General features: G+C 71.4%; 21 protein-coding genes. 10 read left to right on the top strand and 11 right to left on the bottom strand.

Annotation, left to right across the window (positions count from 1 at the left end; translation table 11 throughout):
• Positions 1-3: 3 nt before the first annotated feature.
• The 5 genes from C464_RS10080 to C464_RS10060 form a co-directional block, all read right to left on the bottom strand.
• Positions 4-1,071 carry an ABC transporter permease gene (locus tag C464_RS10080; protein ID WP_006113591.1) on the bottom strand — a complete coding sequence of 356 codons (1,068 nt, stop codon included), beginning with the start codon at positions 1,069-1,071 and terminating at the stop codon, positions 4-6.
• Complete coding sequence (locus tag C464_RS10075) at positions 1,064-2,311, bottom strand: ABC transporter permease (protein ID WP_006113590.1); 1,248 nt, start codon at positions 2,309-2,311, stop codon at positions 1,064-1,066. Before C464_RS10075 ends, C464_RS10080 begins: the two co-directional genes overlap by 8 nt.
• Positions 2,308-3,918: an ABC transporter ATP-binding protein gene (locus C464_RS10070; protein WP_006113589.1), complete on the bottom strand. Its 1,611-nt coding sequence runs from the start codon at positions 3,916-3,918 to the stop codon at positions 2,308-2,310. Before C464_RS10070 ends, C464_RS10075 begins: the two co-directional genes overlap by 4 nt.
• A gap of 129 nt (positions 3,919-4,047) precedes the next feature.
• Entirely contained in the window at positions 4,048-5,184 is a 1,137-nt protein-coding gene (locus C464_RS10065; protein ID WP_006113587.1) for a BMP family lipoprotein, read from the bottom strand.
• A 251-nt stretch (positions 5,185-5,435) separates the two neighbouring features.
• Entirely contained in the window at positions 5,436-6,899 is a 1,464-nt protein-coding gene (locus C464_RS10060) for a phosphohexomutase domain-containing protein (protein ID WP_006113586.1), read from the bottom strand.
• Positions 6,900-6,982: 83 nt separating this feature from the next.
• On the opposite strand from C464_RS10060, the gene C464_RS10055 reads away from it, so the two are divergent.
• Positions 6,983-7,261: an acylphosphatase gene (locus tag C464_RS10055; protein WP_006113585.1), complete on the top strand. Its 279-nt coding sequence runs from the start codon at positions 6,983-6,985 to the stop codon at positions 7,259-7,261.
• A 22-nt stretch (positions 7,262-7,283) separates the two neighbouring features.
• On the opposite strand, the gene C464_RS10050 is transcribed toward C464_RS10055, so the two are convergent.
• Positions 7,284-7,757: a hypothetical protein gene (locus C464_RS10050; protein ID WP_006113584.1), complete on the bottom strand. Its 474-nt coding sequence runs from the start codon at positions 7,755-7,757 to the stop codon at positions 7,284-7,286.
• 128 nt (positions 7,758-7,885) lie between these two features.
• On the opposite strand from C464_RS10050, the gene C464_RS10045 reads away from it, so the two are divergent.
• On the top strand, positions 7,886-8,755 hold the full coding sequence (locus tag C464_RS10045; protein ID WP_006113583.1) for a hypothetical protein: 870 nt from the start codon (positions 7,886-7,888) through the stop codon (positions 8,753-8,755).
• Positions 8,756-9,118: 363 nt separating this feature from the next.
• On the opposite strand, the gene C464_RS10040 is transcribed toward C464_RS10045, so the two are convergent.
• Positions 9,119-9,511: a winged helix-turn-helix transcriptional regulator gene (locus C464_RS10040; protein WP_049911051.1), complete on the bottom strand. Its 393-nt coding sequence runs from the start codon at positions 9,509-9,511 to the stop codon at positions 9,119-9,121.
• Between the two features lie 69 nt (positions 9,512-9,580).
• Between C464_RS10040 and C464_RS10035 the strand changes: the two genes are divergently transcribed.
• Both C464_RS10035 and C464_RS10030 read left to right on the top strand, forming a co-directional pair.
• A complete protein-coding gene (locus C464_RS10035) occupies positions 9,581-10,030 on the top strand; it encodes a DoxX family protein (RefSeq protein WP_006113581.1) in 450 nt (149 codons plus the stop codon).
• Positions 10,031-10,212: 182 nt separating this feature from the next.
• Complete coding sequence (locus C464_RS10030; protein WP_006113580.1) at positions 10,213-10,695, top strand: VOC family protein; 483 nt, start codon at positions 10,213-10,215, stop codon at positions 10,693-10,695.
• A gap of 63 nt (positions 10,696-10,758) precedes the next feature.
• On the opposite strand, the gene C464_RS10025 is transcribed toward C464_RS10030, so the two are convergent.
• Positions 10,759-11,190 (bottom strand): SRPBCC family protein, encoded by a 432-nt coding sequence (locus tag C464_RS10025; RefSeq protein WP_006113579.1) that lies wholly within the window; start codon positions 11,188-11,190, stop codon positions 10,759-10,761.
• Between the two features lie 471 nt (positions 11,191-11,661).
• Here C464_RS10025 and C464_RS10020 point away from each other — a divergent pair, with 471 nt between their 5' ends.
• The 4 genes from C464_RS10020 to C464_RS10005 all read left to right on the top strand — a co-directional run bounded on the left by C464_RS10020 (position 11,662) and on the right by C464_RS10005 (position 16,364).
• Complete coding sequence (locus C464_RS10020; RefSeq protein WP_006113578.1) at positions 11,662-12,177, top strand: CNNM domain-containing protein; 516 nt, start codon at positions 11,662-11,664, stop codon at positions 12,175-12,177.
• A 140-nt stretch (positions 12,178-12,317) separates the two neighbouring features.
• The gene (locus C464_RS10015) at positions 12,318-13,316 is read left to right on the top strand and encodes an ABC transporter ATP-binding protein (protein WP_006113577.1); all 999 of its coding nucleotides are present in this window, start codon (positions 12,318-12,320) and stop codon (positions 13,314-13,316) included.
• Positions 13,313-15,325 carry an ABC transporter permease family protein gene (locus C464_RS10010; protein WP_006113576.1) on the top strand — a complete coding sequence of 671 codons (2,013 nt, stop codon included), beginning with the start codon at positions 13,313-13,315 and terminating at the stop codon, positions 15,323-15,325. The genes C464_RS10015 and C464_RS10010 overlap by 4 nt, the downstream gene beginning before the upstream one ends.
• Positions 15,318-16,364, top strand: coding sequence for an ABC transporter permease (locus C464_RS10005; protein ID WP_006113575.1), 1,047 nt, complete (start codon positions 15,318-15,320; stop codon positions 16,362-16,364). Before C464_RS10010 ends, C464_RS10005 begins: the two co-directional genes overlap by 8 nt.
• Positions 16,365-16,386: 22 nt before the next feature.
• Here C464_RS10005 and C464_RS10000 read toward each other — a convergent pair whose 3' ends face one another.
• Positions 16,387-17,046 carry a trimeric intracellular cation channel family protein gene (locus C464_RS10000; protein WP_006113574.1) on the bottom strand — a complete coding sequence of 220 codons (660 nt, stop codon included), beginning with the start codon at positions 17,044-17,046 and terminating at the stop codon, positions 16,387-16,389.
• Complete coding sequence (locus C464_RS09995; RefSeq protein ID WP_006113573.1) at positions 17,043-17,858, bottom strand: DUF2797 domain-containing protein; 816 nt, start codon at positions 17,856-17,858, stop codon at positions 17,043-17,045. Before C464_RS09995 ends, C464_RS10000 begins: the two co-directional genes overlap by 4 nt.
• 151 nt (positions 17,859-18,009) lie before the next feature.
• On the opposite strand from C464_RS09995, the gene C464_RS09990 reads away from it, so the two are divergent.
• Together C464_RS09990 and C464_RS09985 are read left to right on the top strand one after the other, a co-directional pair.
• Complete coding sequence (locus tag C464_RS09990) at positions 18,010-18,375, top strand: BsuPI-related putative proteinase inhibitor (RefSeq protein ID WP_006113572.1); 366 nt, start codon at positions 18,010-18,012, stop codon at positions 18,373-18,375.
• A gap of 55 nt (positions 18,376-18,430) precedes the next feature.
• Positions 18,431-18,880 carry a hypothetical protein gene (locus C464_RS09985; RefSeq protein ID WP_006113571.1) on the top strand — a complete coding sequence of 150 codons (450 nt, stop codon included), beginning with the start codon at positions 18,431-18,433 and terminating at the stop codon, positions 18,878-18,880.
• 2 nt (positions 18,881-18,882) lie between these two features.
• Here the strand turns inward: C464_RS09985 and C464_RS09980 are convergent.
• A partial coding sequence (locus tag C464_RS09980) for a thiamine pyrophosphate-dependent enzyme (RefSeq protein WP_006113570.1) occupies positions 18,883-19,989 on the bottom strand: 1,107 nt, incomplete at its 5' end.

Genomic DNA, 19,989 nt, shown 5'->3' with positions numbered 1-19,989 from the left:
GGATCACTCCTCGGTCTCGTAGTGGTCGCCGGCCGCCTCCGGGAGCTGCGTCCGCCCGACCAGCGCGAGCACGATGATCACCACGACGAACGGGGTGATCCGGATGAGCTGACGGGGGACGCCGATCCCCTGTAGCTGGAGGACGGTCTGTACCGCGTCGAGCCCCGCGAACAGCATCGTCGAGAGGAACGCTCCGACCGGGTTGTAGTTCCCGAACAGGTACGCCACGATGGCGATGAACCCCTTCCCGTTGACCATCGTCGGCCCGTTCCCGGTGAACTGGCCGAGGTCGAGCGACAGCGCCGCGCCGCCCATCCCCGCGAGCACTCCCGAGATGATCACGGCCGCGTACCGGACGTGCGTGACGCTCACGCCGGCGGTGTCGAGCGCCTTCGGATTCTCGCCGCTGGCGCGGATCCACCGGCCGAACGCCGTCCGCTCGAAGACGTACCACGAGCAGAAGACGGCGAGGAACAGCAGGTAGACGGTCGGCGACGCCGAGAAGAGCGCGCCGAAGAACGGCAGGTCTTCGAGCACCGGGACCGCGATGGACCCCATCGTCTGGACGGTTGGGGTGTTCGGGCTGTTGTAGATCACCTGCGAGGCGAACGGGGCGAGTCCGAGCGCGATGAGCCAGACGGCGAGCCCCGCGATAATCTGGTCCGCCCGGAACTTGATCGTCACGACGGCGAAAAGCGCCGCGAGCAGCGTGCTCGCGACCACGCCGGCGACGAAGCCGACCCAGACGCCGCCGGTGACTTCGGTGACGTAGACCGCGCCGAACGCCGAGATGATCAACAGCCCCTCCAGCCCGATGTTGATCACGCCCGACTTCTCCGCGAATATGCCGCCGAGGGCGGCGAACGCGATGGGAACGGAGAGCCGCAGCGCCGCCGCTAGCGTGTTCTCGCTCGTGAGGACGGCCGCGAGCGTCCCGGCGAGCGAGTCCGGGAACAGTAGGCCGGCGACGAGCAGCGCGACGACGGCCGCGACCGTCGTCCCGGCGAAGAGCGCGCGGGTGGAGTACCGCTCGACGAAGCCGCCCTCGCCGTCTCCCGCGGCGTCACTCATCGGTCTCACCCCCCTGGTCGACGGCGACGCCGCCGTCGGTCGCGACCGCCTCCGACTCCGACCACTGTCCCGGCAGCCCCTTGGCGAGTAGCCGGAAGAACTCCGGCATGGCCACGAACAGGATGATGAGCCCGCGGAGGACGCCGACGAGCTGGGGCGGCACGTCGGTCGCGAACTGGACGACCGTGGTCCCGCTCTTCAAGACGCCGAACAGGAGCGCGGCGACGCCGACCCCGAGCGGGTTGTTGCCGGCGAGGATCGAGACCGTGATCCCGTCGAAGCCGTAGTCCGGGATCCCCGTCTGGAACGTGCCGAGTATCATCATCACGTACATCGCACCCGCGATGCCCGCGAGCGCGCCGGAGAGCGCTAGGCTCGCGACGATAGTGCGCTTGGAGTCGACGCCGCCGTACTCCGCCGCCTCGGGCTGGACGCCGCTCGTGCGCACGTCGTAGCCGAAGGCGGTGTGTTCGAGGACGTAGTACAGCGCGGCGATGGCGACGAGGCCGAAACCGAGCGCGACGATCGAGAAGTCCTGTCGCGCGCCGAAGAACAGGGAGGGGAACTGCGCGAACTCCGGGAGCGGCACGGTCTGGTTCGCGGCGCTGTTGGGGTCTTTGAACACTCCGCTGACCAGGTACAGCGCGACGCCCGTGGCGACGAAGTTGAGCATGATCGTCGTGATCACCTCGTTGGCGTCCGCGTACGCCTTCAACACGCCCGGAATCGCGCCGTAGAGGCCGCCGAACACGCTGCCGACGAGGAGTCCGAACGGGATCAACACGACGGTCCCGACGAGCCCGGAGACGAACGCCGACGCCCAGAGGACGCCGAGGGCGGTCGCCAGCGCGCCGACGACCATCTGGCCCTGCGTTCCGATGTTGAAGATCCCGGCGCGGAACGCCAGCGCGACCGAGAGGCCGGTGAAGAGCAGCAGCGTCGTCTCTCTGAGCGTGATCGCGAACTGACCGTTCGGCGACCACCCGCCGCTCAGCGGGTCGCCGAGCGCGCCGAGGAACAGCCGATCGAAGACGACGACGGGGTCGTAACAGAAGCCGGTGCCGAAGTAGTACACCGCCTCGCCGGCGGTACAGCTCGTCATCCGGCCGGCCACGAGCACCAGTACCGCGCCGATGAGGACGGAGAGGACGAGCGCCGCGGAGCTGATGAGGATCCGCTCGGTCGCGGACGCCTCGACGAGCCGAGAGAGCGCCTTCCGCGCGCGGTCGGCGGGGCTCACGCCTCCTCACCGTCCGCGGCGTCGGCGTTCGTCGACGGGGCCGGTTCGGCCTCGCTCGCCGTCTCGAAGCCGCCACCGCCACCGTCGCCGTCCCCCGGACGCTCCCCGGCCATCAGCAGGCCGAGCTCCTCTTCGGTCGTCTCGTCGGGGTCGACGACGTCGATGAACTCTCCCTCGTAGACGACCGCGAGGCGGTCCGAGAGCCCCTGTACCTCCTCCAGCTTTGAAGAGACGAGGAGGATCGCCACGCCCTGCTGCCGGAGCTCCAACAGGCGCTCGTGGATGAACTCGATCGACCCGACGTCGACGCCCCGCGTCGGGTGCGAGGCGACGACCAGTTCGGGGTCCCGCTCGAACTCCCGTCCCACGATGAACTTCTGCTGGTTGCCGCCGGACAGCGAGTGTGCCTCGGCGTCCGCGTTCGGCGGGCGCACGTCGTACTCGTCGATTATCGCGTCGGCGTGAGCGCGCGTGTCACCCCAGTCGATCCGCCCGTTGGGCGCGAACTCCCGCCCGTGTTGGCTGCCCAACAGGCCGTTCTCGACGAGGTCGAACTCCATCACCAGCCCGCGCTCCTGCCGGTCCTCGGGGATGTACGCCATCCCCGAGTCGATCCGCTCGCGACGCGAGGTGGACGTGACGTCCTCGCCGCGGAAGCGTATCTCGCCCGCGTCGACCTCTTGGAGCCCGGTCACCGCCTCGACGAGTTCGGACTGGCCGTTGCCGTCCACGCCCGCGATACCGAACACCTCGCCGGCCCGGACCTCGAAGGAGACGCCGTCGACCGCGCGGACGTCCCGGTCGTCCTCGACGACCACGTCCGACACCGCGGCGACGACGTCGCCCGCGTCCGCCGCGCCGTGGTCGACGTCCAAGAGCACCTCGCGGCCGACCATCAGCTCCGCGAGCTCCTCCTGGCTGGTCGCGTTCGCGTCGACCGCGCCGACCTTCTCGCCGTCGCGGAGGACGGTGATGTCGTCGGCCGCGCGCATCGCCTCGCCGAGCTTGTGCGTGATGAAGATGATCGTCTTCCCCTGCGCGGTGAGCTCGTCGAGCACGTCGAACAGCTCGTCGACCTCTTGGGGCGTCAGGACGGCGGTCGGCTCGTCGAGGATCAGGACGTCCGCCCCGCGGTACAGCGCTTTCAGGATCTCGACGCGCTGTTGCTCGCCGACGGAGACGTCTTCGATCCTCGCGTCCGGGTCGACGTCGAACCCGTAGCGGTCGGCGAGTTCGACGACGGCCTCGCGCGCGCCGGCCCGGTCGACCGCGAGCCCGCCCCACTTTCGGGGCTCGTTGCCGAGCGTGATGTTCTCCGTGACGGTCATCGGGTCCACGAGCATGAAGTGCTGGTGGATCATGCCGATCCCGGCGTCGATCGCGTCCCGGGGCGAGCGGAACGCCTGCGGTTCGCCGTCGAGCCGGACCTCCCCCGACGTGGGTTCGTAGAGACCGTAGAGGACGTTCATCAGCGTCGTCTTGCCGGCCCCGTTCTCGCCTAAGAGGGCGTGAACGGTGCCGCGCTCGACTTCGAGGTCGACGTCATCGTTCGCCACGACGCCGGGAAACCGCTTCGTGATCCCGTCGAGGTGGACGGCTGAGGCCATTGGTCTGGTTCTCACTGGTTCGAGGGGGGCTGAATATGTTTGGATACGGCGCCGTCAGCGCCCGACGCCGAGCGGTCGCTCGCCTCTGACGCGCGAGACAAAAAGCGGCGGCCTCGGACGAGGAACCGGCTAGGGTTCGGAGGGGACGTCGGTGTCGCCGGCGATGATGTCCTCGCGTGCGGTCGCGACCTCGTCCAGGATCTCCTGGGGAATCTCGGAGCCGAGCTGGTCCCCGAAGACGAGTTCGACACCGTCGCTGTCGAGGCCGAGGGCGACGTTCGACCCGCCGGGGAACTCGTCGTCGACGGTCGCGTCGATCGCGTTGTACACGGCGGTGTCGACCCGCTTGACCATGCTCGCGAGGATGACGTCGGCGTAGTCGGGACGGGTGACGGACTGGTCGCGGTCGACGCCGATCGCGAACCGCCCCTGCTCCTGTGCGGCCTGGAAGACGCCGGTTCCGGTGTTGCCCGCGGCGTGGTAGACGATGTCAGCCCCGCTGTTGTACATCGCGTTCGCCGCCTCGCGGCCCGCGGCCGGGTCGTTGAAGCTCCCGGTGTAGTTGACGCTGACGTCGATGTCGTCGCTGCCGGCGGAGACGCCCGACTCGAAGCCCGCCTGGAACTTCTGGATCAGGTCGGACTCGACGCCGCCCACGAAGCCGACGTTCGTCGAGTCGCCGGTTGTCGAGCCCGCGCCGACCGAGAACGAGCGCGTCGTGAGCAGACTCGCCATCAGTCCGGCGAGGTACGAGCCCTCGTGCTCTTGGAAGACGTAGCTCGCGACGTTGTCGGCGTCGACGGCCGAGTCGACGATCATGAAGTCTTGGTCCGGGTACGACGACGCCGTGTCCGTCAGCGAGTCCGCCTGAAGGAAGCCGATACAGCACACCAGGTCGTAGTTCGGGTCGCTCGACTCCGCGAACTGCTGTTGGAACGTGCTGAACTGCGACACCTCGTCGGGCTGCGACTCCCGGAACGAGATACCGAGCTCCTCTTCGGCCTGTAACGCTCCCTGCTGGGCCTGGTCGTTGAACGACCCGTCGCCGAGACCGCCGGTCGCGTACACCATGCCGATGTTCGCGGCCGGGCCGCTCTCGCCGTCGGATCCGTCGGAGCCGTCAGAGCCGTCGGAGCCGTCCGAACCGTCGGACCCGTCTGAGCTGTTCTCGCCGTCGCTCGGCCCGCCGCTACACCCCGCGAGGCCGACGAGGCCCGCTGCGCTTGCCGCCTTGATGAACCGCCGTCGGTCGAAGTCGGATGCCATCTCACTCGTAACCCCGTCGGAACGCGGCATAAATTCGTCGTTCCCACGCCGAGAGGGTAGCACGTTCGTGGAATAATGCGACCGAATACCGGGCAAAGACCGCCGTCTCACGGGTTTCTGATCCACGAATCCGAATTTCACACGGTCGTAAACGGTCGGAGAATACTGGGCGATCGACGTCGCAGCGCCGGAGGCGTTCCCGGCCGGTGTCGCGACACCGGGGCGTCCCCGGCTCACGCCGCCGACACCGCCTACGCCGCCGCGACCGCGGCCTCAACCACGCCTTCGACCTCGGCGACGAGCTCGTCCACGTCGTCGCTCTCGGCGTACACCCGGACGTACGGCTCGGTTCCGGACGGCCGCACCAGCGTCCACGAGGCGTCGTCGAACTCCAGCCTGACGCCGTGGTCGGTGTCGACCGCGGCGTCGGGGAACGCCTCCGGCAGCGCCGTCTCCAACCGGTCCATCGCCGGCTCCTTCGCGTCGTCGGGGCAGTCGACGCTCACCTTCCGGTACGGGCGCTCCGTGACCGGCGCTCGCAGCGCCGCCAGCCCCTCGTCGGCGACGAGGCGGGCGATCACCGCGGCGGAGGCGACGCCGTCGATCCACCCGCCGGAGGCGACGTGGATGTGCTTCCACGGCTCGGCCGCGAAGACGACGCGGGTGTCGGCGGCGCTCTCGGCGCGCACCGCGGCGATCCCCTCATGGAGCGCCCCGAGCCGCACGCGCTCGACCCGGCCGCCGGCGTCGCGGACGCGCTCGTCGATCCGGCCGGAGGCGTTCGGCGTCGTCACGACGACCGGATCCGCGGCGTCGCTCGCGCGGGTGTACCGCTCCGCGAGGACCGCGAGGACCGTGTCCTCGTGGACGACCTCGCCGTCGGCGTCGACGATCACGATCCGGTCGGCGTCGCCGTCGTGGCCGATCCCGAACGCGAACCCGTCGGCCTCGCCCGCCTCGCCGTCGCCGCCGTCTGTCGCCTCCTCGTCCGCCGGTCGCCCCGGGTTCTCGACGCCCTCGTTGGCGTCGGCGACGAACGCGCGCAGGTCGGCGAGCGTCTCCGGCGTTGGCTTGCTCCCGCGGCCCGGGAAGTGGCCGTCGACGTTGCCGTTGAGCGTGACGACGTCGGCCCCGAGCTCGCGAAGGACGGTCGGGGTCGCGGGCGCGCTCATCCCGTTGCCGCAGTCGACGGCGACCCGGAGGCCGTCGAGGGCCGCGCCGAAGCCCGCGGCGTACTCGCGCACGTGGTCAAGGTAGTCGCCGAGCGGGTCGACTCGGGTCGCCGCGGTCCACTCGTCCCACGGGGCGACCGACGCCTCGTCGGCGACCCGCGACTCGACGGCGCGCTCCAGCTCGCGGTCGAACTCGACGCCGTCGCGGAACAGCTTGATCCCGTTGTCGGTCGGGGGGTTGTGCGAGGCCGTGAGCATCACGCCGTAGCGCCCCTGCGAGGCGTGCGCCAGCGCCGGCGTGGGAAGCTGGCCGGCCCGTCGGACGGCGACGCCGCCGGCGGAGAGACCGGCCTCCGTCGCGGCCGCGAGCGCCGGGCCGGTCACTCGCCCGTCGCGGGCGAGGACGGCGGTTGGGTCGGGGCTCGACTCGTCGGCTCGGTCCCGGATCGCCGCGCCGACGGCTCGCCCCACGGCGAGCGCGAGCGACGGCGTGACGCGGTCCTCGACGCCGCCGCGGATGCCGGCGGTTCCGAACAGGTCCATGTCGCCCACCTCGGCGCGCGGGAGTTAGTAGGCGTCGGTTGCGGGCGGGCGGTTTAACAGGCAGCGCGCCGCACCACCGACCGATGACCGACCGCGTTCGCGCGCACGTGTTCGTCTCGGGTCGCGTTCAGGGCGTCTACTACCGGGCGACGACCCGCGACACCGCCCGCGAGAGGGATGTCGACGGCTGGGTCCGGAACCTCGACGACGGGCGGGTCGAGGCCGTCTTCGAGGGCCCCGAGGGTGACGTCCGCGACATGGTCGAATGGTGCGAGACCGGGAGCCGGGCCGCCAAGGTGGACGACGTGGACGCCGAGTACGGCGAGCCGGAGGGCGAAGACGGGTTCGAGGTCCGGTGGTGAGCGAGCGCCGGTCCCGGCCGTCTCAGTCGTCCCCCGTCGGCGCGGCGGCGTCGCCGGGTCGCTCTCGAACGCCGAGCTCCTCCAGCGCGCGCAACACGACGACCGCCTCCACCACGTCGCGCTCCTCGGTGTAGGGGTCGTCGACCGCGTCGAGGGTCGCCTCGGCCTCGCCCGCCAGACGCGCCTCCAGTTCCGTCTGGTCCGTCTCGGCCTTCGTCGCCGACAGCAGCGCCTCGTGGTCCTCGCGGAGGTCCAGGGAGACGTGGGCCGCGTTACACCGCGAGAGCGGGTGCGCGTCCATCTCGATGGCGAGGTCGCTCACGAGGTCCCAGTCGTCGGCGCAGAAGCGGAGCGTGACCGTGCCGACCACGTCGCGCCACGCGATGGGGTCGCCGTTCTCCATGAGCCGGAGCGCCCGCGGCGGCACCGCGATCCGGGTGTGGGTGTCGTCCCGGCCGCACAGGCAACAGGGGGTGTTCTTCAGTCCGGCGTACACGGGGCGTCGTACGGGCCGGAGAGGGGTGTGCGTTTCGCCGGCGGAGCGCCTTTCGCCCGCGCTGGGAGTGTCGTCACTGAACCACAGTTACAAAAGACACATACGCAGCCGGGGAATCGGAGCGGGTAATGGATCGCCCGTCGCCGGAACTCCTCGCGGCCCTCTGTCTGTTCGTCGTCGGAGCGGGGCTCGTCATCGGGGGCGCCGCGGGCGCGACCGACCCGGCCCCGGTTACGTACTCGGTGGATCGAACGGACAGCGAAGTCAACCGCTATGCGGACCTCTCCGGGCCGGCGCGGGACGTCGTCGACGCCGGCGGCGATCGCGACGAGGTCGCCGTCGACGAACTCCCGTCCGAGTTCCGGTCGGGGACGTGGAACTTCGTCAGGGACGGCGGCGAACTCGCGTGTTTCTTCCCGACCGACGACGCCGACTCCGGAGGCGTCAGCGTCGCGTTCGCCGGCTGCGAGGGGTTCGCCTTCGAGTACGAGGAGCTCCCCGAGCGGGGACAGCGCTTCTTCACGGTGGCCGCGGAATCCGACGACGGCAGCGTCTCGATCCCGGAACCGGCTCCCTCGGGGTTCGACCTCGCTCCGGGGGACACCGGCGTCGAAGTCGAGGAGGCTCCCGAAGAGGGAGGCCAGTACTACGTGTTCGCGGACGGACAAGTGTACGAATTCGGGCTCTACGGAGCGGGTCCGCTCGGCGGGTTCGGCGAATTTATCTACGCCGTCTTGGCGATGGCCCTCGGTGTCGCCCTCATCGCCGGCAGCGCGTACGGGTACCGGATCTCGGCGGTCCACGCGCCGGCGGCCGCCGCGGTCGGTGGGAGCGTGTACCTCGTACAGCCGCTCGTCGAGGCCGCCGGGCTGTTGCGATGGTCGATACGGCTCGACGGGTACAGCCCGTGGGGGATCCCGCTCGTGATCGCTCTCGCGGTGGGCGGGGTGGCGTACGTGATCCCGGACCTGTACGCGTTCGCACGCCGGTACGTGTGAAAGACGGCGCAGCGGCCGCGTGACTCGCCGACGCTATGTTATACCCCGAGGCGGCGGCGCGTGCCTCCGAGTGGCCGCCGAAGGCGGCCGCGAGGAGCACGCGCGAGGGAGTCGGTCGCCGAGCGAAGCGACGGCGACCGACGAGGCTGGGGAGGNNACACCGACGTAAGCACCGCAGCGAGTGAGCGGAGCGAACGAGCGAGGAGCGCAACGAGGTGCGCGAGTCCTCGCGGCTGGGGCTTTGGAAGTGTCCGCCGCAGAGACACCAGACACGTCGTACCGAGCGGCCGGGACTTTGGGAGTGTCCGCCGTCGCGTCGTAGTCCGCGATCTACGAACGAGAAACGATCGCGCTGACGCGCTCTTACGCGTCGCACTCGGCGAGCCACTCGTGGGCCCACGAGTCGATCTCCTCGAAGACGGGGGCGAGCGACTCGCCCTTAGCGGTCAGGCTGTAGTACGTCGCCACCGGCGAGTCCTCCTCTAACCGCCGGTCGACGAAGCCGGTCTCTTGGAGGTCGTCGAGCACGCGCGAGAGCGTGCGAGCGTTCGCGTCGGTCTCGCGCTTGAGTTCGTTGAACCGCGACTCGCCGTTCAACAGCTCGTGGAGGACGACGAGCCGCCACCGCGAACCGATCTGTTCGAGCGAGTCGACGACCGGGCAGGGCGTGTCGGGCGTCGTCGCCTCGCTCGCCGTGTCGGCCGCCGTCTCCGCCGTGTCCACCGGTTCCGAGTCGGTGAGGTCCTGAGATGACATCGGTGTTACCTACTAACCGTATTGTCCGGGAAGCGATAAATAGGTTACGTCCGTACAGCAGGTTACACGATGTTAGCTGACTTCGCGACGCTACCGCTCCAGTTCGACACCCCCCTCGCGGGCGAACTCTCCCTGCTCGGCCGGATCCTGTTCGGCGCGACGCTCGCGTTCATGGGGCTCAACCACTTCGCCGACCTCGAAACGATGGCCGGCTACGGCGAGTTCAAGGGCCTCCCCGCGCCCCGGTTCTCGGTGATCGCCTCCGGGGCCGTCCTCGCCCTCGGGGGCCTCGCCGTCGCCGCGGGCGCGTTCCCGGTCCTCGCCGCGGGCTCGCTCGCGTTCTTCCTCCTCGTCTCCGCCGTGACGATGCACGACTTCTGGTCGATGGACGACCCCGAGGAGAAGCAGAACGAGATGACGGGCTTCTTAAAGAACGTCTACGGTGCCGGTGCCGCGCTGGCGCTGCTCGCCGTCGGCGGGACCGCGTGGCCGTACGCGGTCGGCGTCGGCCTGTTCTGAGCGGCGGCCGAACCGGTTGACCGTCCGGATCCTCGAATGACCCGACCGAACCGTTCCGTGGCCGAACCGTGCCGCGGCCGAACCGTTCCACGATCGACGCGCTCCTCTTCGAGTCACCGACGCGGCGGCCCCCGAGTCGCCAGTACGACTAACTGCCCTCCCGACGAGTGGTCACACGGACCATGACTGACGCGCCGCCGACGACGGGACTCCACCACGTCACGAACGTCTGTACCGACATGGACGAGACCCGGTCGTTCTACGAGGACGTGCTCGGCTGGCACACGGTCAAGCGGACGCAGAACTACGACGACCCGGGCACGCCGCACTACTACTTCTCGTCGACCCCGGAGGGCGAGCCCGGGACCACCGTCACCTACTTCGAGTACCCCGACTCGCAGGGGACGCCCGGGCCGGGGGCGAGCCACCACTTCGCGTTCGGCGTCGCGGACGAGGCCGCACTCCGCGAGTGGAAAGCGCACCTCGAGAGCCGCGACGTCCGGGTCTCCGAGGTGAAAGACCGGACATACTTCAAGAGCGTCTACTTCTCGGACCCCGACGGGCTCGTCTTCGAACTCGCGACGGAGGGGCCGGGGTTCACCAGCGACGAGGCGGAGCCGGGCAGCGCGGTCATCGACCCGTTCGAGGAGGGCCGCGAGGAGTGAGTCGGCCGGGCGACGACGCGCGCCCGGCGGACTCGGCAGGCTCGGCAGGTCTCGTCGCCCGACTCACCCCTCGCCTTCGACGAGCGCCGCGAACCGGTCGAGCGCCAGCCGGCAGACGGGGGCGTACGGGGCCGCGATAAGCGGGACCTCGATCACCGCTCGACACCGATCCGGATCTCTCGGGTAGCGGTCGACGCGGTGGCCCGTGGCCGGCACCCCCGCGACCCGCCACTCCCAGCGGAGCCGCGTCGCGGCCGTCACGCGGAAGGGGACCCAACGACACGCGACCCGGACGCGTCCAGTCGTCCCGGTCTCGACGTACCGGTCGGTGCTCTCGACGCCGCGAACGGAGGGGCTCCAGTCGGGCCACCGCCGCGTGTCGCGGAGCGCTCTCGCCGTCCGCTCCGGCGGGGCGTCGACGTCGCGGCCGACCGCGAGCGTCGTCCCCTCGCGGACCACCGCGGTTCGGGCGTCGCGTTCGGCTGTGGTGTCCACACCCGGCGTCCGACGCCGGCGACCCTCATCGCTGCGGTTCGCGGGTGACATCCACACGTTCGTACGGTTCGAGGCGGTCGAGACGCGGACAATTGGCAGTTCGTCCACCGGTCGAGACGGATTCCCGCCGGTAGATATTAATACCTTATATGGTATCAGGTCTCATTATCCCTTTCCACGAAGGGTTAATACGGGGCTCCGCGCTACCGGCTGTCAATATGGCACGCGATCGCGATACCATGAAAGACGTCTCGCACACCGCACCGAACGACACCTCCGCGGACGCCGTCTGGGAACGAGGACGAGGACCGGTCGAGGAAGAGGAAGAAGAGGAGTAACGCGAACCGACCGGGTTCTCTCGCCGGCCCGATTCACCGGCCGCATCCGCTACCGACCGGAGAGTGACGCCGATCCGACGCACTCGCCGGGTTCCTCCGACACTCTCTTTGTCGTTCTGTCTCCAGACGGAGCATGGTCGGAGTCGCACTCGGCGTGGCCGGCGCGGCGGCGGTGACCGTGTTGCTGGGGTTCAGCGCGTTCTTCTCCAGCTCTGAGACCGCTATCTTCTCCCTACCCGCCGAGTGGTTCGAGCGACAGGCGGCCACGGACGACCCGCGGGGGGCCGTCCTGAAGGAACTCCACGACGACCCCCACCGGCTTCTGGTGACGCTGCTGGTCGGGAACAACGTCGTCAACATCGCCATCTCGAGCATCGTGACCGTCCTGATCGCGAGCTACCTGCCCTCCGGGACCGCGATCGTGGTGACGACCCTCTGTACGAGCTTCCTCGTGCTCGTCTTCGGCGAGATCGTCCCGAAGGCGTTCGGCCTCGGCAACGCGGAGACGTGGTCGCTGCGGATCGCGTCGCCGGTCCGGCTCGTCGAGCGCGTCCTCTCGCCGCTCATCACGCTGTTCGACGGGGTGACGCGCCGGATGAACGCGTACATCAGCGGCGACGGCAGCATCGAGAAGCCGTACACCGAGTGACGCGCGGCCGGGCGGACTCGGGGGCTCGGCCGACCGCCGTCACAGCGTCCCTTCGGTCCGCCGTCCCGCGTCTCCGCCGCGTTCTCGGGGCCGATAACCGCGGGCGTGGGTTTAACCCACGCGCCGCCGGAAGCGCAGGCATGATCGAGGTGTCGGGGCTGCGGAAGACCTACGGCGACTTCGCGGCCGTGGTCGACAGCGACTTCGCCGTCGACGACGGCGAGGTGTTCGGGATCGTCGGCCCGAACGGGGCCGGGAAGACGACGACGCTCAAGGTGATCGCCGGCCTCGTCGAGCCGACCGACGGCGAGGTGACCGTCGCCGGCTTCGACGCCTCGGACCCCGAGATGCGCCGACATCTCGGGTTCCTGCCGGAGGAGTCGCCGCTGTACGAGGAGATGACCGCGCTGTCGTACCTCCGCTTCTTCGCCGACCTCTACGACGTGCCCCGGGAGGTCGCCGACGAGCGGATCGAGGCCGCGCTCGACCGGCTCGAACTCGACCACCGCGAGCGCCGCCTGGGCGACGTCTCGAAGGGCATGAAGCGCAAGGTCGCCATCGCGCGCTCGCTGGTCAACGACCCGGACGTGCTGGTGTACGACGAGCCCGCCTCCGGGCTCGACCCGGTGACGACGAACTCCGTACTGGCGTTTACCCGCGAGCTCCGCGAGACCGGGAAGACGGTCGTCTTCTCGGCGCACAACCTCTACCACGTCGAGTCCGTCTGCGACCGCGTCGTGGTGATGAACGAGGGCCGGATCGTCGCCCGCGGGAGCGTCGACGGGATCCGCGAGCGACACGGCGAGACGACCTACCGCGTGTTCACCGACGTCGAGCCGACCGCGACGCCCGCCCTCGCCGACCTCGACGCGGCGACTGCGGAGGTCGGCGACCGCTACCGGACGACGGTCCCGGATATGGACGCCGTCGCGGCGGTCCGCGAGGCCGTCGCCGACGCCGGCGGCGAGGTCGTCGACATCCGGAGCCGCGAGCCGAGCCTAGAGGATGTGTTCCTCGACATCGTCGGCCGGCCGATGCCCGGGCGGTACACCGGCGACATCGGCGGCGGGGAAGGGAGCGATTCCGCCCGCGACGGGGACGAGACCGCGACCGCGGCGGCGACGGAGGCGACCGAGTGACCGATCGGCTGCGCCGACTCGGCCGGCGGCTCGCCGTCGCCGCCCGTCGAGTGCTCCGCGTCGCCAAGTGGGAGTCGGCGCGGGCGTCCGGCGGCGTCGACCGGAAGACCCTCGCCGCGGGGGTCGCCCTGCTCCTCGTCGCCGGGGGCGTCGTCGGCGTCGGCGTGGCGACCGGCGTGGCCGGCCTCGACGTCGACCGCGACGTCTACCGCGTCGGCGTCGACCCCGACTCGCCGTACGCGGACGCGATCGAGGCGGAGCCGTCGCTGCGCCCGGTCTCCGCCGGTCGGGCGTCGCTCGGCGACTCCGCCGACGCGGTCGTCGTGACGGTCGTGCGACCCGGTTCGGGGGGTGGGGGAGCGATCGACTCCGCCGACGTCGAGTCGGTCGTCGTCCGCGCGACCGACACGCAGAAGGGCGAGGCCGCGGCCGCGTCGGTCCGCGAGGCGGTCGAGGCGCACAACGAGCGCCTGATGCGCGCCGAACCGAACCGGACCGCCGCGTTCCCGGTCACCGTCACGCTCCGGTACGTCGGTCGAACGACCGGGTTCGACGAGGGCGCGACGCTCGGCGGCGACGGCGGCCGGACGGGCGACTCGGGCGGATCGGCCGGCGACGACAGCCAAGCGAGCGACGCGGACGGGTCGACCGCCGACGGCGGGACCGACGGCGGCACGGCCGACGGAATCGGCTCTGTCGGCGGCGACGGCGGGACCGACGACGACGGCGGCTTCGCGGTGCCATCCGTCGGCGGCGCGGCCTTCGGTGCCGACACGGTCGGCTCGCCGGGCGCTATCACGCCGCCGTTCCCGTTCACCTCGCTGCTCCTCGCCTTCGTCTTCCTCGTGCCGATGAACTTCCTGATCCAGGCGTACGGCTCCTCCGTCCTCGACGAGCGGACGAACCGGCGAGGGGAGCCGCTGCTCGTCACGCCGCTGTCGCCGGCGGAGATCGTCGCCGGCAAGACGCTGCCGTACGCCGCGGCCGCGGCGGTCGTCACGACGCTCATCGCGCTCGCGGTCGGCGGCGGGGCGCTGTCGGTGGTCGCGGTGGCACCGGTCGCCGCGACGTTCCTCGGCGCGACGTTCGTCGGCGCGATGTTCGCGCGGTCGTTCAAGGAGCTCACCTTCGTCACGGTGGGCGTGAGCGTCCTGCTGACGACGTACGCGTTCGTGCCCGCCATCTTCACGAACGTGACCCCCGTCGCGCTCGTCTCGCCGCTGACGCTCGTCGTCTTCGACCTTCAGGGCGAGGCCGTCTCGGCCGGCGAGGTGCTCTTCTCGACCGCGCCGATGGCGGTCGGCGCGGCGCTGCTGTTCGGCCTCGGGCTCGGTGTCTACCGCGAGGAGGACATGTTCTCCCAGAAGCCGGTGACCCGGAAGTTCCTCGACGCGCTCGCGGTGCGGCTCTCTCCGGTCCCGGCCGGCGGCGCGCTCCTCGACCGCGGGCGGCTCCGCGCGCTCGGAGCCGTCGCGTTCCTCACCGCCTGTACGATCCCCTTCGTGTTCGTCGCGGAGCTGCTCGCCGTCGCGGTGCTGTTCGCGCTGCCGGTCACCGTGTCGGTCCCGGTGTTGCTCGTGACCATCGCCTTCGTCGAGGAGGTCGCCAAGAGCGTCGGCCTCTACGCCGGCTTCGAGCGCGGCGTCTTCGAGCGGACCGGCGGGGCCGCGACCGGTGACGGCGACCGCGGGCTCCGCCTCGCGCTCGCGGTCGGCGTCGCCTCGGGGACGGGGTTCTTCCTCGCGGAGAAGGCCACCGCGGTCGTCCAGGCGGTCGGGCTCACCGACCTCTTCCTCGGGCGGGCCGCCTTCGCCGACGTGGCCGGGCTCTCCGGACTGCCGCCGGTCGCGCTGGCGGCGCTGTTCTTCGCGCCGCTGGTCCTCCACGCGGTCACCACGGGGGTCGCGAGCGTCGGCGCGAGCCGCGGGCGGACCGCCTACGCGCTGGCGCTGACGCTGGCGACGCTGGGGCACGCCGCCTACAACGTGGGGGTGGTGAGCCTTGGATAGCCGCCTGACGATCGCCGGGCGGGAGCTCGCGGGGCTGCGCGCCGAGAAGACGATCCTGCTGGCGATCGGGATCCAGCTGTTCATCGCGATGTTCTCGTCGTTCCTCGTCGTCGGGCTCGTCTCGATGTACGACCCGGGCGCGCTCGACGGCGCGCAGATCGAGGTCGCGGCCGCGGGCGACGCGGTCGACGACTTGGAGCGAGCCGCGAGCGAGGTCTCGGGCGCGTCGGTCGCGGCGTACCCCGACGCGAACGCGGCGCGGAGCGCCTTCGAGCGGAACGCGGCCGACGCGGTGGTGGTCACGACTCGCGGGGAGTCGGGCCGGGTGTCGGCGGTCGTCACCGCGCCCGACGCCACCGTGGAGACGACCGTGATCGTGGTGCAGCTGCGCGAACTCTTGCGGACCTACGAGCTGAACGAGCGCGACGCCCGCGCCCAGTTCCTCGAGGAGTCGCCGCTGCCGCTGCCCGAGCGGAGCGAGACCAGCCCGTACTTCACGTTCACCTACACCGTGTTGATCCCGCTCCTCGTCTTCCTCCCGGTGTTCATCTCGGGGTCGCTCGTCGTCGACTCGATCACCGAGGAGATAGACCAAGGGACCATGGAGCTGCTCCGCGTCGCGCCGGTGACGCTGCCGGAGATCGTCGACGGCAAGGCGGTCGCGGCGATCGGGATCGCGCCCGGACAGGCCCTGATATGGCTCCTCCTCCTTGAGGCGAACGGCACGTCGGTCGCGAACGTCGGCCCGATCCTCGCGCTGATGACCGCGCTGACGACGCTCGTCGTCGCCGTCGCGGTCGGTATCTCGGCGGTCGCGCCCGACCGGCGGGCGGCCCAGCTGCTCTACTCAGTCGCGGTCCTCGTGCTGTTCGGCGGCGCGACGGCGATGGCCGGCGGCCCCGCGAACGCGGTGGCCCGGCTCGCGATCGACAGCGCCGACGCGCCCACGGGCGTCCTCGTGGTCGCGTACGCCGTCATCGCCGGGGCCGCGTACCTCGGCGTCCGCCGCGCCGTCGCCGTCGAGGGGCTGGGTCGCTGAACGGTCGGACCCGTCTCCGGTGTCAGTCGGCGAAGCGGTCGCCGAACCGCTTCGCGGTCGGGAGCCGCCAGCCGCGGGCGACGGCGACGAGCCGGAGCCCGACCGTCACCGCCGCGCAGGCCGCAGCGGCCAGGCCCGCGGGCGCGCCGACCGCGCCGGCCGCCCAGTACGCGACGCCGCCCAGCACCGCGCAGCTCGCGTAGAAGTCCTCGAAGAGGATGAACGGCGACCGGTCGAGCAGGATGTCGGCGAGCGCGCCGCCGCCGACGGCGTTGATCGTCGCGACGGTCACCACCCCGAACGCGGAGACCCCGGCGTCCGTCGCGACGATGGCTCCGGTGGTGGCGAACGCGGCGAGGCCGACGGCGTCCGCGACGACCGTCGCCGGGTGCTCGTCGGGGGTGGCGAGCCACGCGCTCAGCCCGACCGCGAGCGCGACGCCGACCAGCCCGAGGAGTACCTCGACCGGCGAGCGCAGCGCGAGGGGGACGCGCGAGACGAGGAGGTCGCGGGTGACGCCGCCGGCGAACGCCATCGCCAGCCCGACGACGGCGACGCCGAAGAGGTCGAACTCCTCGCGGACCGCCTTGCTTGCGCCGACCAGCGCGAACGCGACGAGCCCGACCGTGTTCATGACGGCGAACGGGTCGCCGAACAGCGTCGCCAGGAGGCCGCCCGTCATCCGCCGAACGCCCCGAGGCTCGACTGGAGCTCGCGCTCCGGCACGGCGTCGGTCAGCTCGTAGCCGACGAGGTCGCGCGCGTCGACCGCGTACGTCGAGCCCCCGCGGTCGAGCACCAGCACTCGTCCCTTCCAGCCGCGGACCGTTCCCGCGGCCATCGTCTCCGCGACGGGGCGCTCGCCGAGGTCGAGCCCGTAGTCGAACGAGTACCGCTCGATCGGGTCGAACCGGTCGAGGAGCGCCTCCCACGCCGCCTCGTCGACCGCGCGCCCGAATCCGTCGAGCTTCGTCGGGACGCGGACGCGGTCGACGAGGTCGTCTCCGGCGGCCAGTTCCGCCTCGACCTCGCGGGCGATCCGCCCGTCCGGGAACGTCCGGACGTGCGCCGCGCGGTCGGCCCCCTGCTCGCGGAGACGGGTCCCGAGCCGCCACTCGCGGGTGACGCCGACCTTCAGCACGTCCGGCGCGAACGCCGCGAGGTACATCGCGTGGGTCTCGTGGCAGTCCATCTCGTCTTTCAGGCACGTCCCGGTACACCGCGCGCACACCCAGACGCCGGAGTGCTCGTCGCAGTAGGGCGCGTCCGCGGCGTCGCAGGCGACGTGCTCGCCCTCGTGGACCGTCCCCGCGCAGCGGCGCTCCCCGAGCCCGAAGGCGAGCTCGGTCCCCGGATCGGCGTCGACGTAGTCGACGCTCCCGCCGCTCGCGACGTAGAGCCCGCCGCCGACCGGCCCGCCGGACTCGGTGACCTGCCCGCCGTCGGACTCCGGCGAGTCGCTCGCGGCGTCCGTCTCGTAGCCGACGACCTGCACGCCGAACGGTAGGGGGAGCCGAGTTTTATAGGCGTCGTCGGACCGCTCGTCCGCCGCGTCCCGCGGGAGTCGACCCCGTCCCCCACCGCGTCTCGTGGCTCCCCGCCTCGCCCGCGGAGGTATTTTCCCCGCGGGCGTCGCAGACGGGGCCATGCTCGACGCGACGCTCGCGACGACCCGGACCGACGACGGCGTGACGCTCTCGCTGCGGATCGAGAACGAGGGACCGGACCCGGTGACGCTCGACTTCCGCACGGGCCAGCGCGCGGAGTTCACCGCGTACCCGGCGGAGAGCGAGCCGGCCGCGTCCGACGGACCGCGGGGCGATCCGGTCTGGCGCTACGGCGCGGGACAGCTGTTCACGCAGGCGCTCGGCAGCGAGACCATCGCGCCCGGCGAGGCGGTCGACTACGGGGGAACGTGGCGGGACCCGCCGTCCGGGACCTACCGGGTCGTCGGCGAGGTGACGGCGACGGAGCGCGACGCGAGCGCCGCGGCGGTCGTCGACGTTCAGTGACGCCGATACCTCTCGGATCGGATTTTATAAGTGAATCCCGCGTCGGCACTCGGGCATGCGCACGGCAGCCCTCCCCCCGGCGGTCGCCGCGGTCGTCGCGCTCGCGGTCAGCGGAATCAGGCGGCTCACGCCGATCCTGCTCGAATCGTCGGTCTCGCTCCCGCCGGCCGAGACGTTCCCCGTGTACCTCGCGGGCACCCGGTTCGCCGCGTTCCTGCTGATATACGGCCTGCTGTTCGGCGTCGCGCTCCGCTCCGGACTGCGCGACGCGGACGTCTCCGCGACGTCGACCGCGCTGGCGACGGGCGCGAGCGCGACCGGCGCGTTCCTCGTCGGGTCCGCGGCGGTCCTCTGGTTTCTCGGCCCCAGTCGCGGCCTGCTCGCCACCGCCGCCTTCGCCCTCGGCGCGAGCCTCGGGATCGGGGTCCAGTTCGCCGTCGTCGCGTACGCGGGGGTCGCGCTCGGCGACAGCCGCCGCCGGCGGCCGGAGCCGCCCCGGTCCTGACCCTACTCGTCGCTCGCGTCGCCGTGAACCGCGGCGTCGACCGCGGCGGCCAGTCGCTCGCGCGTGCGGTGGCTGGCCTCGGCGTCCGTGTCGACCTCGATCAGGTGCGACCCCGGCTCCTCGTGGGCCCGGGAGACGGCCGCGGCGACCTCGTCCGCGACCGCGTCCGCGCGCTCCGTCGGACTCTCGCCGCGGTCCGCGAGCGCGTCGGGGCGCGCGTCGATCCGCTCGTACTCGAGGCCGTGGAGCGCCGCGAGCGGCTCGAAGTCGAGCCCGTGCGGGGTCTTGAACGACTCGGTGAACGGGGGTTCGAACGACTCGATCGGCAGCTTGTGGAAGATGCCGCCGCCGTCGTTGTTGAGCGTCACGACCGTGGCGTCGGCGTCGCAGCGCTCGACGGCGAGGAGCCCGTTCGAGTCGTGGTACAGCGCGAGGTCGCCGAGGACGAGCGTGACGTCGTCGGTCGTGCCGGCGCGCGCGCCGAGCGCGCCGGAGACGATCCCGTCGATGCCGGAGACGCCGCGGTTGCCGAGGGCGGTGACGTTCGCGGTCGTCGGCCCGACGAACCGGTCGAGGTCGCGGACGGGCATCGAGTTCGAGACGAACAGCGTCGCCGGGTCGGGGAGCGCCTCGGCGACCGCGCGGAGCGCGTCTCCCTCGTGGAATCCGGCGTCGACGTCGTCGGTCGCGGCCTCGTCGCCGAGCGCGGTCGCCTCGTCAAGTGCGTCCGCCTCGCGACTGTGGATCGACTCCGCGACCCGGTCCGCCTCCTCCCACTGCGCGCGCCAGTCGGGGCTGCCGCCGCCGCCTCCGACGAGCCGCGAGAGGCGGGCGCAGAGCCGGCTCGGCTCGGCGACGACGAGGTCGGTCGCGGCGAACTCGGCCTCGCGCCAGCGCCCGGCGGGGTCGACCTGGTACTGGTCGGCACCGGTCGCGGCGAGGTACTTCCGGAGCCGTTTCGACGTCGGCGAGGCACCGATCCGGAGGACGAGGTCCGGGTCGCTCCACGAGTCCTTCCCGCCGCCCGCGACTTCGGCCGAGAGGTACGCGTCGTAGCGCCCGATCACGGGTGCGACCCGCGTGTGGCCGCCGTATCGGAGTCCGGAGAG

This window comes from Halorubrum coriense DSM 10284, assembly GCF_000337035.1.
GTDB lineage: Archaea > Halobacteriota > Halobacteria > Halobacteriales > Haloferacaceae > Halorubrum > Halorubrum coriense.
Note: the sequence above shows the minus strand (reverse complement) of the source record. Positions and strands in the feature narration are given on the sequence as shown.

Bases quoted from the DNA above. Each gene is read 5' to 3' on its own strand.
- C464_RS10080 (WP_006113591.1), bottom strand. From the start codon at position 1,071: ATGAGTGACGCCGCGGGAGACGGCGAGGGCGGCTTCGTCGAGCGGTAC.
- C464_RS10070 (WP_006113589.1), bottom strand. From the start codon at position 3,918: ATGGCCTCAGCCGTCCACCTCGACGGGATCACGAAGCGGTTTCCCGGC.
- C464_RS10065 (WP_006113587.1), bottom strand. From the start codon at position 5,184: ATGGCATCCGACTTCGACCGACGGCGGTTCATCAAGGCGGCAAGCGCA.
- C464_RS10060 (WP_006113586.1), bottom strand. From the start codon at position 6,899: ATGGACCTGTTCGGAACCGCCGGCATCCGCGGCGGCGTCGAGGACCGC.
- C464_RS10055 (WP_006113585.1), top strand. From the start codon at position 6,983: ATGACCGACCGCGTTCGCGCGCACGTGTTCGTCTCGGGTCGCGTTCAG.
- C464_RS10045 (WP_006113583.1), top strand. From the start codon at position 7,886: ATGGATCGCCCGTCGCCGGAACTCCTCGCGGCCCTCTGTCTGTTCGTC.
- C464_RS10040 (WP_049911051.1), bottom strand. From the start codon at position 9,511: ATGTCATCTCAGGACCTCACCGACTCGGAACCGGTGGACACGGCGGAG.
- C464_RS10035 (WP_006113581.1), top strand. From the start codon at position 9,581: ATGTTAGCTGACTTCGCGACGCTACCGCTCCAGTTCGACACCCCCCTC.
- C464_RS10030 (WP_006113580.1), top strand. From the start codon at position 10,213: ATGACTGACGCGCCGCCGACGACGGGACTCCACCACGTCACGAACGTC.
- C464_RS10020 (WP_006113578.1), top strand. From the start codon at position 11,662: ATGGTCGGAGTCGCACTCGGCGTGGCCGGCGCGGCGGCGGTGACCGTG.
- C464_RS10015 (WP_006113577.1), top strand. From the start codon at position 12,318: ATGATCGAGGTGTCGGGGCTGCGGAAGACCTACGGCGACTTCGCGGCC.
- C464_RS10000 (WP_006113574.1), bottom strand. From the start codon at position 17,046: ATGACGGGCGGCCTCCTGGCGACGCTGTTCGGCGACCCGTTCGCCGTC.
- C464_RS09990 (WP_006113572.1), top strand. From the start codon at position 18,010: ATGCTCGACGCGACGCTCGCGACGACCCGGACCGACGACGGCGTGACG.
- C464_RS09985 (WP_006113571.1), top strand. From the start codon at position 18,431: ATGCGCACGGCAGCCCTCCCCCCGGCGGTCGCCGCGGTCGTCGCGCTC.